Below are 12,611 nucleotides of genomic sequence, written 5' to 3'. Positions count from 1 at the left end.
TGTGTTGCGCAGCGGTCCCCGTATGTCGTTGGGGCGGCGGGCCTTTCAGGCCCGCGCCGCCGGGAGCCGGATCAGGTTTTCGGCAGCGTGACGCCGTGCTGCCCCTGGTACTTGCCGCCGCGGTCCGCGTAAGACACCTCGCAGACCTCGTCGCTTTCGAAGAAGAGCACCTGCGCAACGCCTTCGTTCGCGTAGATTTTCGCAGGCAACGGTGTCGTATTCGAGAATTCGAGCGTCACGTAGCCCTCCCATTCCGGCTCGAACGGCGTGACGTTCACGATGATCCCGCAGCGCGCATAGGTGGACTTGCCGAGGCACACGGTCAGCACCTTGCGCGGAATGCGGAAGTACTCCACCGTGCGCGCGAGTGCGAACGAGTTCGGCGGGATGATGCAGACATCGCCCTTGAAATCGACAAACGACTTCTCGTCGAAGTTCTTCGGATCGACGATGGTCGAGTTGATGTTCGTGAAGATCTTGAATTCGTCGGCGCAGCGGATGTCGTAGCCGTAGCTCGAGGTGCCGTAGCTCACGATCTTGCGCCCGTCTTCCGACGTGCGGACCTGATCGCGCACGAACGGCTCGATCATCTTGTGCTCTTCGGCCATGCGCCGGATCCATTTGTCGGATTTGATTGCCATATGGGTCGCTTCGGGTCGCTGTACGTCGCGTTAAGTCGCTGCGTGCCAGTGGAATGACGAAAAGGGGGCGTAAAGACCGCCGCCGCTCACGAAAGGCGCTCATTTTACGCGATGTGCAACGGCATGCCGGAAAGTGCGTACGCGGGGGCCTCTGCCGGGGCGGCCGCCCCCGCGCCTGGAGGCGGCGCGGCGGCACGGCGGTGCAACCGGCGCAACCCGCGCCGTCCAGGCTCACTGGGCGCGGATCACGCCGCAGGCGAGCGCCGGGCCGGTGCCGCGCTGCGGGTAGGCATAGGGATCGATCGGGTCGCGGTGCAGCAGCACCGCGCGCTGAACCACCGAGCGCACGCCGTCGAGCGACACATCGGGGGCGACGATGAAGCCGGTGGCCACCCCGTTCGAATCGGCGTGAATGTTGCCGAGATCGCCTTCCACGCGGGCGCCGCTCTTCAGGCGCTCGGCGGCCGGCGCGAAAACGTCGCCCGCGCTCGACGCATCGGCGGCGTTGCAGTCGCCGCGCTCGTGCACCTGCAAGGCGTGATCGCTGTCGGGCTGCAGGCCCACGAGGTTGTAGTTCACCTGAACGCCGTCCGAGCGCTCGACGAACGACACCGTGCCGCGCGCCTGAGCGCCCATCGTGGGCAGCAGCTGCGCGGCCGCGTGCTTGTCCTGCTGCCCCATGAAACTGGTGCAGCCGCCGAGCAGCATGCACGCAGCCACTGCCAGTACGACGTACGGATACCCCGCTTGCCTGTCGTGTCCTTTACCCATTCGATCCTCTAGCCGGCCGGGGGCTGCCCCTGCAGCCTTCGAACCGGACCCGATGAAGCCCACATCATACCGCGCGCCTCCGCGTCTGCGCGCGTGCGGGGCCGCACGATGGCGGCACGACAGCAGCCACGCGGGCCCGACCGGCAACGAAGCCGGGGGGCTCAGGTGTTCTGCACGACGATGCTGGGAAACTTCGAGGTCATGTCGCGCGCGCGCTCGGCGATCTGGATCGCCACGCGTCGGGCAATCGCGCGGTAGGTTTCGGCGATCCGGCCGCCGGGGTCGGCCGCCACGGTCGGATGGCCCGAATCGGCCTGCTCGCGGATCGCGATGTCGAGCGGCAGGCTGCCGAGCACCTCGACGCCGTACTCCTTGCCCATGCGCTCGCCGCCGCCGGCGCCGAAAATATGCTCGGCGTGGCCGCAGTTCGAGCAGACGTGCACGGCCATATTCTCGACGATGCCGAGAATCGGAATGCCCACCTTCTCGAACATCTTGAGGCCCTTCTTCGCATCGAGGAGCGCGATGTCCTGCGGCGTCGTCACGATCACGGCCCCGGTCACGGGCACGCGCTGCGAGAGCGTGAGCTGGATGTCGCCGGTGCCGGGCGGCATATCGACGATGAGATAGTCGAGCTCGCGCCAGTTCGTCTGCCGCAGCAGCTGGTCGAGCGCGGAGGTGGCCATCGGGCCGCGCCAGACCATGGGGTTGTCCTGCTCGATCAGGAAACCGATCGAGTTGGCCTGCACGCCGTGGCCTTCGAGCGGGTTCATCGACTGGCCGTCGGGCGACTCGGGGCGGCCTTCGATGCCGAGCATCATCGGCAGCGAGGGACCGTAGATGTCGGCGTCGAGCACGCCCACCGAGGCGCCTTCGGCGGCGAGCGCGAGCGCGAGGTTCACGGCCGTCGTGCTCTTGCCCACGCCGCCCTTGCCCGACGCGACGGCGACGATGTTCTTCACGTTCGGCAGCAGCTTCACGCCGCGCTGCACCGTATGGGCGACGATCTCGCTCTTTACGGCCACGCGGCTCGACTTCACGCCGGGCACGGCGGCCAGCGCGGCCTCGAACTGGGCGCGAACGGCATCGAACTGGCTCTTCGCCGGATAGCCGAGCACGACTTCGACGCCCACCGTCTCGCCCTCGAGCGTGACATTGCGCACGCCCTTGCCCGCCGCGTAAGGCCGGCCCGTGTTGGGATCCGTGAGGGCCGCGAGCGCGGCATCGACCAAAGCCCGATCTATGCTCATTGAAACTCCGTGGGGAACGCCGGCGCCCAGCCGCAAAATGATCGCGCTGGCGCCGGAAAACGAAAGAAATTGTTAAGCTGCATTGCAGATTTCACGGCGGCGAGGCACCCTTCGCGTGCAGCGGACAACGCTTCGGCTGCCGCGCCTCGCAAACGCAGTCTTCAAGCCGTCATTGTAGTAGCTGCTGCCGCGGGGCGCCCGAAGACCCTGACTCCCGTCGGGACCTCCGGGCACGCCGCAGCAGCCACCCTGTTCCATTCCAGAGAGGAAAGAAAATGAACACAAGAATCATGACTCGCCTGTCCGTCTTCGCCATCGCCGGCGCGCTCGTCGCCGGCTGCGCCACGCAGCAGGGCACCAACACGGCCGTCGGCACCGGCATCGGCGCCGGCACGGGCGCGGCGATCGGTGCGATCTTCGGCGGCGGCAAGGGCGCGGCGATCGGCGCCGGCGCCGGCGCGCTGGTCGGCGGCGTGGCCGGCTACAACTGGACCGCGATCCACAACAAGCTCACGGGCGCGACCAAGGGCACAGGCACGCAGATCACCGAGCAGCCGGACGGCTCGCTCAAGCTCAACATCCCGAGCAACGTGACGTTCGACACCAACAGCTACGCGATCAAGCCGTCGTTCGCGCCGGTGCTCGACCAGGTGGCGCAGACGCTGCAGCAGAACCCGGAAGTCGTCGCCCAGGTGGTGGGGCATACCGACAGCACGGGCCAGCCCGCGTATAACCAGACCCTCTCGGTCAACCGCGCACAGAGCGTGGCCAACTATCTGATGCAGCGCGGCGTGGCGGGTCAGCGCCTGTCGGCCGACGGCCGCGGCGACACCCAGCCGATCGCGGACAACAGCACGGAAGCCGGCCGCGCCGCGAACCGCCGCGTGGAAATCTATCTGCGCGCGACGGCACAGCATCAGGGCGGCTGAGAACAGGCGGGACGGACGGGACGAAGCATGGAATAAAGCGCTGGACGGACGGCCGCAAGGCCGTTCCGGCAGGGCTTCGAGCGCAACGCATCGCGGCCCTGCAAAGAGTCGAAAAAATTTTCGAACTCTCTTCGTATCCCGCTGTCTCTCTTTACGGTACGTGGCTGGCCTTGCCGCCGCGTCACCATTCTCCTCTTGTCGTTGTTGCTCCGGGGCCGTACGTACTGCCCCGGTTTTTTTTGCCTCGCGTTTGTGCAGTGCAGCATGCGCCCGCGCCGGCCCGCCGCTCCCGGAGCGCTTTCCGGCCCAGCCCGCGCGCCGCGGCGGCCCTGCTAGAATCGCAGTTTCCCCTTGCAACACCGGACCTCCCCCAATATGTCAGCACCCGCCACCGACCTCAGTGCCGCCGGCGCGCCTGCCACAGCCAGCGGCCGCCGCCAGATTCTCGTCACGTCCGCCCTGCCCTATGCCAACGGGCAGATCCACATCGGCCATCTGGTCGAGTACATCCAGACGGACATCTGGGTTCGCACGCTGCGAATGCACGGCCACGAGATCTATTACGTCGGTGCCGACGACACCCACGGCACGCCGGTCATGCTGCGCGCCGAAATGGAAGGTCTCACGCCGCAGCAGTTGATCGCGCGCGTCTGGCAGGAGCACAAGCGCGACTTCGACAGCTTCGGCGTGTCGTTCGACAACTATTATTCGACCGATTCCGAAGAGAACCGCGTGCTCTCCGAATCGGTCTATCTGGCGCTCAAGGAAGCGGGCTTCATCGAGACGCGCGACATCGAGCAGGCCTACGATCCGGTCAAGAACATGTTCCTGCCGGACCGCTTCATCAAGGGCGAGTGCCCGAAGTGCGGCGCGAAGGACCAGTACGGCGACAGCTGCGAAGTATGCGGCTCGACCTATGCGCCCACCGACCTGAAAAATCCGTATTCGGTGGTCTCGGGTGCGACGCCCATCCGCAAGACCTCGACGCACTACTTCTTCCGCCTTTCCGACCCGCGCTGCGAAACCTTCCTGCGCGGCTGGGTGGCCGGGCTCGCACAGCCGGAAGCGACCAACAAGATGCGCGAGTGGCTGGGCGACGCGGGCGAATCGAAGCTTGCCGACTGGGACATCTCGCGCGACGCGCCGTATTTCGGCTTCGAGATTCCCGGCGCACCCGGCAAGTACTTCTACGTGTGGCTCGACGCGCCGGTGGGCTATTACGCGAGCTTCAAGAACCTGTGCGAGAAGCGCGGCATCGACTTCGACGCCTGGATCAAGCCCGGCTCGACGACCGAGCAGTACCACTTCATCGGCAAGGACATCCTGTACTTCCACACGCTGTTCTGGCCGGCCATGCTCGAGTTCTCGGGCCACCGCACGCCGACCAACGTGTTCGCGCACGGCTTTCTGACCGTGGACGGCGCGAAGATGTCCAAGTCGCGCGGCACCTTCATCACCGCGCAAAGCTACATCACGACCGGCCTGAATCCCGAGTGGCTGCGCTACTACTTCGCGGCCAAGCTCAACGGCACGATGGAAGACCTCGACCTGAACCTCGAGGACTTCCAGGCGCGCGTGAACAGCGACCTCGTCGGCAAGTACATCAATATCGCGAGCCGCGCGGCGGGCTTCCTCATCAAGCGCTTCGACGGCCGCGTGCAGGACAGCGCGATGCAGCACCCGCTGCTCGTGCAGTTGCGCGAAGCGATTGCGCCCATCGCCGCGCACTACGAGGCGCGCGAGTACAGCCGCGCGCTGCGCCAGACGATGGAGCTCGCCGACGCCGTGAACGCCTACGTCGATACGGCCAGGCCGTGGGAGCAGGCGAAGGACCCGGCCAACGCCGTGGCGCTGCACGAGACCTGCAGCGTGAGCCTCGAAGCGTTCCGCCTGCTGTCGCTCGCGCTCAAGCCCGTGCTGCCGACGCTCGCCGAAGGCGTGGAAAGCTTCCTCGCCGTCGCGCCGCTCACGTGGACCGATGCCGCGAAGCCGCTCTCGTCGCAAACGCCCATCAACGCGTACAAGCACCTGATGACGCGCGTCGATCCCAAACAGATCGAAGCGCTGCTCGCCGCCAACCGCGATTCGCTGCAGGCCGCCGAAGCGCCGGCGGCCGCGGCGGCCGATGCGAACAAGAAGTCGGGCGCTGCGAAGGATGCAAAGAAGGACGCAAAGCCGGCCGAAGCGCAAACGCCCGAGGTCATCTCGATCGACGACTTCGCGAAGATCGACCTGCGCGTGGCGCTGATCGTCGATTGCAACGTCGTGGAAGGCTCCGACAAGCTGCTGCAACTCACGCTCGACGTGGGCGAAGGCCGCACGCGCAACGTGTTTTCGGGCATCCGCTCGGCGTACCAGCCGGAAGACCTCAAGGGCAAGCTCACGGTGATGGTCGCGAACCTCGCGCCGCGCAAGATGAAGTTCGGCATGTCCGAAGGCATGGTGCTCGCGGCCTCGTCCGCCGACGAGAAGGCCGAACCGGGCCTCTACATCCTCGAACCGCACAGCGGCGCGAAGCCTGGGATGCGGGTGCGGTAAGTCACGCGCAAGGCCCCGCACGCTCCCGCGGCGGGGCAACGGCACGCAAAAACGCACCTGAGCACAAAGAGAAGCACGCCCCCGGGCGTGCTTTTTTTATCGCCGAAAAAACCGTGCACCCGCTACCAGCGGAAGCGGTCGAAGCGCCGCGTATAGGAGATGTCCACGCCGTAGAAAGTGCCGCCGTAACCCACCACCGACCAGTAGCGCGAGAGATTGATGGTGGCCTTGATCGCGTTCGAGGCCGACTGCAGCCCCTGCTCGTAGCCGATCACGAGCCGTTCGTTGATCGCCTTCGAGAGCATCACCACCTGCGGGTCCGTGAGGCCCACTTCGCTGCGGCCAATGGTGAATTCGTCGAGCCCAACCGACTGCGCGATGCGCTTGCCGCTCGCGCTGCCGAGCAGCGCGAGCGCCGTCGTCATCGCGTTCTGCTGGCCGAGGTTGTTGCCCTGATCGGTGCCGTGGCCGAACAGCAGCCACGAGAGCTTTTCGTTGTCGGGCACGTTGGGCTCCGAAACGAGCTTCGCCACGGGCGCCTGCACCGTGCCCGTCACCTGCACGCCCGCCTCGACCTCCTGGTTGCGCCGCATCGCGAGAATGTTGATGCCCGGGTTGCCCACCGGCCCGTTGAACGTGAAGAAGCCGTTCTCGATATTGAGCTTGCGGCCGAAGGCCGTGTACGACGACCCTTCCGTCACGCGCACGTTGCCCACCGCGCGCAGCGGCAGGTCGGGCGCACTCGTCGCCGTGATGGTGCCGGCGAGCCCCAGATCGGCGCCCTGGCCGCGGAAGCGGAAGTTGCGGCCCAGGTCGATGTCGATGTTCGCGCGCGGCGCAAAGCGCGGCGCCGGCCGGGTGGAAGCCCGCGACGCCTGCTCGTCGAGCGACGGCGTGCCGCCGCGCGTCGTGCCGTCCGGGCGCACGATCACCACGTCGTCGCCGAGTTCGGGCGCGGCCGATTCGGGCAGGTCGAAGAGCGCGTGATCGACCGTGAACTTGCCGTTGATCTGCATGCCGCCCAGATGCCCGTCGTTCGCCACGCTCGCGCTGCCCGACAGCGAGAGCTGCCGGTCGGGCGCCGCGAAGAGTTCGAGCTTGTCGGCCACGATGCTGGCCGTGAGGTCGGGCTCGTCGTGGTCGAGCGCCACACGGCCCGTGGCGCGCAGCGTGCCGCTCGCGCCGTGGAACTCCACCTGCTGGAAGTCCACGAGGTTCTGCGAGAGCATCACGCGGACCACGCCGTCCTTCAACTGGATGCCCTGATCGACGAGCGTGGCGGAAAGCCCGTCGCCGATCAGCGAGCCCGAGACGTTCGGCTTCGCGAGCGTGCCGCCCAGCGCGAGTTGCAGCGCAATGTGCCCGTCGAGCACGTAGTTCGGGCCGAACAGGCCGCCCGTGGTCTTGAGCGAGGGCACGTTCGCCTTGATCGTGCCGCCCAGCGCCGATCCTTCGGATAACGTAAGAATTCCGTTCTCCGGCGCGAGCGCGGCGTTCGCATCGACATCGAGCACGCCGATGCGGCTGGCCTGCGCGTGCGCCGTCACGTCGAGCCGGTTGCCGCCGCTGAACGCCGCGCGCGCATGGATGTCCGAAATGCCGAGCGAGGCGAGGCCGCGCCCGATCTCGGCCGTGATGTCGCCCGAGCGGCGCTTGAGCTGAACGTAGCCCGTGGCGCTCTGGCCGAGCGCGAAGTCCCAGTTGCCGTCGAAGATCAGGTCGGTCTTGAGCGTGGAGGGCTTGCCCGTGATCTGCTGCTGAAGCTGCAGGATGCGCGCCACCGAAACGTCGGTGATCGAGCCTGCCGAACGGATGCGGCCGTGGTCGAGATCGAAGGATTTGAGATCGAGCACGGCCCCCAGCATCGCGAGACGCGTGGCGCCGAGCGTCACCTTGCCCGCGCCCGCGCTGACCGCGAGCGGCGCTTCGAGGTTCACGTCGGGCGAGCCGCGGTTCTGCAACTGCGTGATCGTGCCGTCCCAGCGCGAGCCGTCGCGCGTGTCGGAGAGGCCGCCGTTCGCGGCCAGTTCCACGTCGATCGCCTGGCCCTGCACCTTGCCCTTCGCGCTGGCCGTGAGCGTGTGCTTCGCGCGCGTGCCCGAGAGGCGCGCCGTGAGCGTCGCGATCTCGACGCCGGCCGCGGCGATATCGCTCGCGTCGGCGCTGAAGGCGAGCGCGCCGTTCGCACCGTCGCGCGCCTCGGCATGGCCCTCCGCGTGGCCGATGCGGTTCTCGCCGAATGCCACGCCGCTCGCCTTGTAGTCGAGCGCGACATCGGGATGCGCAAAGCTGCCCGTGAGATCACCGCTCGCGGCAACCTGGCCCGCCACGCCGAAGCCCAGCCGGTCGAGTTGCGGCGCGTTCACCGTAAAGCGCAGACGGTCGCCGCTCGCCCCGAAGCTGCCTTGCAGATCGACCTCGTTGCCCGCCACCGAGAGATTCGCGCGGCTCGGCAGAATGCGCGAGCCCGCGAGCTGGACGACGCCCTGCCCGGTGAGCGGCAGGTCGTCGTACACGCTCTGGCCGAGCTTGAATTCGGCCTTGGTGGTGAGCATGGGCGCGAGCATGCCGGTCGCGCTCAACGTGCCGTTCACGCGCGCCTCGATACGGCGTGACGGCGCAGCGGCCGGTTTGCTGCCGGCGCGCGCCGGGGGGGCGCTTTTCACTGCTTTCGCTGCTTTCGCCGCTTTCGCCGGCTCGCGCGCGGGAGCCGCCCTGGCCGGAGCCGGCGGCGGGCCCTGCGAAGTCAGCGAGAGCGGATCGAAATTGGACAACGCGGCCTTCAGCGCGTAGGTGGAGTTCGCGTCGTGCTTGATTTCGCCCGAGAGGTCGAGATGCCCCGCGCCCGAACTCACGCGCACGTCGCTCAGGGAGAGGCGCGCCGGATCGAACGTCACCTTGCCCTGCGCGCGCAGCGCGGCCTTCGGATCGGCGAGATCGAGCGTGATGCTTTGCACGTCGTCGGCAAGACGTACCGTGACGGGACCGGCCAGTTGCGTCGGACGCACGCTCGCCTCGATCGCATTGAGGTCGAGGCCCGCCACCTTGAGATCGAAACGGCCGTTGCGCCCGCTGATCGCCCCGCCGCCCGTCACGGTCGCGTTCTTCACGAGCCGCACGTTCAGGTTCGAAAGACGCTGCATGTGGGCGTCGAGCACGACATCGGCATGGGCGTCGATGAGCGGCAGCAGATGCGCGTCGATGGCGCCCGGCTTCGCGTTCACGATCGACACGCTGCCTGCCACGGCGAACCCCGCGGCAGCGGGCTTGCCGTGAGCGTGGACTTGCGGCGTAACGACGGCCGATGTAGCCGATGCAGCCGATGCCGCGGGTGCCGCCGCGCCCGAAGCGGCTCCCTTGCCAGGCGACGCCTCGCCCTGCGGCACGAACGCCGCGACCGCGCCGTCGACAGGCTGCAAATCGGCGCGCAGCGCGAGGTCGGCGAACGGCGCGCCGGGCGCAAACGCCTGCGGATTCACATGATCGAACGCGAGCGTCGCGCGCTTGAGCGGTACGGCGGCAAACGGCGTCGCCTCCACGTGCGCGCGCCCGGCGAGCTTCAGCCCGCTCGCGTCGAGATCGGCGCTCAGCGCTTCGAGCGAGCCGCCCACGCGGCCGTTCACCTGCACGGCCTCGTCGTTCACCTTGCCCGAGTAGCCGAAGTCGCCGGAGACCGCGAACGGCCGCACGCCGTCGAGCTTCGCCTCGGCGCTCACCGCGCCGTACGGCGTATCGAGCTGCTCGACGGTCGCCTCGTGATGGCGTCCGTCGCTGCGGCCGTGAAAGGCGAAGTCGGCAAGTTCGGTGGTCGAAGCGCCTTCGTGCAGCGTGAGCTTCGCCACGCGCAGGTCGCGGATCTCGAGCGCGAGCGGCAACTGCAGATCGCTGGGCAGCGTCATGGGCGACGACGGTTCCGTCGAAGGCACGATCCGCACGTCGACGTCGCCGATATGCAGGTAGCTCACCACGAAGCGCCAGGGCCGGCCCGTGAGCAGCCACTGGCCGCTCGCCCGGTCCACGGCGATCCTCGTGCCGTCGGCGCCGCGCCAGCTCACGTCGCGCAGACGCACGCCCGTGGCAATCGTGCCGCCTTCGAGCGTGCCGCCCAGTTGCCCGCCGAGCAGCTTCACGGCGGCGCGCCACGCGCAGGCCGTGCCGCGCTCGGTCGTCACCGCGCCGTAGAGGAGTCCCGCCACCAGCGCGACGATCAGCACCGGCACGGCAATCGCCCAGGCGAGCGCCTTCCAGAGGCGGCGCGGGCGGCGCTTCGGAGGCTCGGGCGGCCCGGGCGGCGGCTCGTGTGGCTCGGTTGGCCCGGGCGGCATCGGCGGAGGCGGCGTGCGTGACTCCCCCGGCGGGACCCGTGGCGCGGGCGACGTGGGCGGCAGGGCGGGCGTCGTCATCAGAAGGCGATCCCGAGCGTCAGATAGGGCCGCACGCTGCGCGTGCGAAAGCCGTACGCCACGTCGATGTTGACCGGGCCCACGGGGCTGCGCCAGCGCGCCCCGAAACCCGCGCCCGGATAGAAGATCTTCTCGCCCCAGGTGTCGGTGGCCGTGCCCACGTCGAAGAACGTGGCCGCGCCCCAGTCGCGGTTGAACCAGTGCTGGTACTCGGCCGATCCGGTCACGAGATATTTGGTCGGCAGGATCGAACCATCGACGTCGTTGCCGATGCTGTCGAAGGCGTAGCCGCGCACCGAGTTCGAGCCGCCGGCGCGAAAGAGCAGCGAAGCCGGCACGTTGCTCGAACTCGAACCCGTGAACACGCCGCCCATCTCCGCGCGAAAGAGCACGAGGTCGTCGCGGCCGATCGGCAGGTATTGCTGGCCGCGCATGTAGCCGCGCACGAAGGTGGCGTCGGCGAGCGCGTTTTTCACGGCGAAGCCCGCCTCGACGTGAACGAGGTTGCCCGAGCGCGGGAACAGCGGATCGTCGACGTCGCGGCGCGTCCAGGACCATTGCGGCACCAGCGCGCGGGCGACGGAGGGCGGCCCCGAGTTCTGGTCGAGACGGTCCTGGTAGTAGAAGAGCGAGTAGGAGTAGTCGTAGTTCTGCGACGTGCGCGTGCGCTGCACCCCGCCGCGCACGCTGTAGATGCGCGTGTCGGACACGTCGGTGGTCGTGTACGAGATGAGCGCGCTGTTGGTCCAGGCGCGCGGGCCCGGCGGCATCGAAAGCTGGATCTGGCCGTACTGCTGGATCTGGTCGAGCCGCCCCTGCACCTGGAGCGGCCACGCCGCGCCGAAGGTGTCGAGATAGGTGTACGAGCCCTGCACGTGCGGGCCGGTATCGGTGGAGTAGCCCACGCCGCCGCGAAAACTGTTGTACGGGTACTCGCTCACCTTCACGTGCAGCGGCGTTTCGAGCGGCTTCTGGGTGTTGTCGTCCACGTCGATCGCCACGCTCGCGTAGTACGGCGTGTTCTGCAACTGGCGCTGCAGCTCCGTCACGCGGTTGACGTCGTAGATCTCCCCCGGCCTGATGGGATTCACGTCCGTCACGATGGATTCCGGATAGCGCCGCGGGCCCGAAACGTCGAGCGCGCCCATCGTGAAGGTCGGCCCGCTGTCGAATGTTACGGAAAGCTTCGCGTCGTGCCTGAGCGGATCGACGCGCGCCTCGGATTGCACGATCTTCGCCCCGAGATAGCGCCGCGACTGCAGCGTCTTGAGCGCCGCGTTCTTGGCGTCGCTCCAGCCCGACTGCGTGAAGGCGTCGCCGTCGTGCAGCGAGAATGCGAAGCGCGCGGCGTTCTCCTGCTTCCTGTCCTCGGTGAGAACCGGGCCGCGGAAAGTCAGATCGACCGAGGAGATGGTGGTGCGCGGCCCCGGGTCCACGCTCACGCGCACCGTGCGCTTGCCGTTCACGGTGCGCACGTCGGTGCGCACGACGGGCGAAAAATAGCCGTCGGTCGAGGCGAGATCGCGTACCTGCTGGGGCGTGGCGGTGACGAGAAAGCCGAACTGGTCGTCGCTCACGTCTTTGCGGGTGGAAAAGCGCGCGATGTCGAGGTGCGCCTCCAGCAGCTTCTTCAGCTCGCGCGGCGTGGCGTCGATCTGCACGTCATAGACGGTGGGCTTGTGCGACCAGGGCAGCAGGTCGGAGAGCGCGGCCCGGGCGGGCGCGGCCGGCAGCAGGACGGCGGCGAGCAGGCCCGCGGCGCACCAGCCGGCGCCGCGCACGGCGTGCGCGTGCCGCACGGCCCTCAAGGGATGTGAGGGACGCCGCCAAGCGCGCCATGCTTCGATCACCCTTCCTGCCAAACAAAACCTCCAGCCTTCGCGAATCGGGTTGCCGCGGAATGCCGCCGGGAACGACGCCGGGGCGCAAACGCGTTATTTGAACATATCGGCGGGGGATTTCCCCAGCACGTGCCTCCTCTGACGGCGTGTCCGGAGCCCGGACGGCGGCCCGGACCCTGGCCCCGATGGCTGCCCGGATGGTTACCCCGGATAGCCACCCCGATGGTTGCCCGGATGA

General features: G+C 68.0%; 7 protein-coding genes. 2 read left to right on the top strand and 5 right to left on the bottom strand.

All coding sequences use genetic code 11. From position 1 onward, the window contains the following. Positions 1–71: 71 nt before the first annotated feature. The 3 genes from dcd to apbC all read right to left on the bottom strand — a co-directional run bounded on the left by dcd (position 72) and on the right by apbC (position 2,662). Complete coding sequence (dcd, locus tag BFE01S_RS14340; RefSeq protein ID WP_028226114.1) at positions 72–641, bottom strand: dCTP deaminase; 570 nt, start codon at positions 639–641, stop codon at positions 72–74. 231 nt (positions 642–872) lie between these two features. Continuing rightward, a complete protein-coding gene (locus BFE01S_RS14335; protein ID WP_028226113.1) occupies positions 873–1,412 on the bottom strand; it encodes a superoxide dismutase family protein in 540 nt (179 codons plus the stop codon). A gap of 161 nt (positions 1,413–1,573) precedes the next feature. Further along, on the bottom strand, positions 1,574–2,662 hold the full coding sequence (apbC, locus tag BFE01S_RS14330; RefSeq protein ID WP_028226112.1) for an iron-sulfur cluster carrier protein ApbC: 1,089 nt from the start codon (positions 2,660–2,662) through the stop codon (positions 1,574–1,576). Between the two features lie 275 nt (positions 2,663–2,937). Between apbC and BFE01S_RS14325 the strand changes: the two genes are divergently transcribed. Together BFE01S_RS14325 and metG are read left to right on the top strand one after the other, a co-directional pair. Continuing rightward, positions 2,938–3,591 (top strand): OmpA family protein, encoded by a 654-nt coding sequence (locus BFE01S_RS14325; RefSeq protein ID WP_028226111.1) that lies wholly within the window; start codon positions 2,938–2,940, stop codon positions 3,589–3,591. A gap of 375 nt (positions 3,592–3,966) precedes the next feature. Continuing rightward, on the top strand, positions 3,967–6,129 hold the full coding sequence (gene metG, locus BFE01S_RS14320) for a methionine--tRNA ligase (protein ID WP_028226110.1): 2,163 nt from the start codon (positions 3,967–3,969) through the stop codon (positions 6,127–6,129). 122 nt (positions 6,130–6,251) lie between these two features. On the opposite strand, the gene BFE01S_RS14315 is transcribed toward metG, so the two are convergent. Further along, a complete protein-coding gene (locus BFE01S_RS14315) occupies positions 6,252–10,532 on the bottom strand; it encodes a translocation/assembly module TamB domain-containing protein (protein ID WP_028226109.1) in 4,281 nt (1,426 codons plus the stop codon). Beyond that, positions 10,532–12,340, bottom strand: a complete 1,809-nt coding sequence (locus BFE01S_RS14310; RefSeq protein ID WP_156967019.1) for an autotransporter assembly complex protein TamA — start codon at positions 12,338–12,340, stop codon at positions 10,532–10,534. Before BFE01S_RS14310 ends, BFE01S_RS14315 begins: the two co-directional genes overlap by 1 nt. Positions 12,341–12,611 lie beyond the last annotated feature (271 nt).

It is taken from the genome of Paraburkholderia ferrariae NBRC 106233 (genome assembly GCF_000685035.1).
Classification (GTDB): Bacteria; Pseudomonadota; Gammaproteobacteria; order Burkholderiales; family Burkholderiaceae; genus Paraburkholderia; species Paraburkholderia ferrariae.
Note: the sequence above shows the minus strand (reverse complement) of the source record. Positions and strands in the feature narration are given on the sequence as shown.

Excerpts from the sequence above, each read along its gene's own strand:
- dcd (WP_028226114.1), bottom strand. The coding sequence starts at position 641 with ATGGCAATCAAATCCGACAAATGGATCCGGCGCATGGCCGAAGAGCAC.
- BFE01S_RS14335 (WP_028226113.1), bottom strand. The coding sequence starts at position 1,412 with ATGGGTAAAGGACACGACAGGCAAGCGGGGTATCCGTACGTCGTACTG.
- apbC (WP_028226112.1), bottom strand. The coding sequence starts at position 2,662 with ATGAGCATAGATCGGGCTTTGGTCGATGCCGCGCTCGCGGCCCTCACG.
- BFE01S_RS14325 (WP_028226111.1), top strand. The coding sequence starts at position 2,938 with ATGAACACAAGAATCATGACTCGCCTGTCCGTCTTCGCCATCGCCGGC.
- metG (WP_028226110.1), top strand. The coding sequence starts at position 3,967 with ATGTCAGCACCCGCCACCGACCTCAGTGCCGCCGGCGCGCCTGCCACA.
- BFE01S_RS14315 (WP_028226109.1), bottom strand. The coding sequence starts at position 10,532 with ATGACGACGCCCGCCCTGCCGCCCACGTCGCCCGCGCCACGGGTCCCG.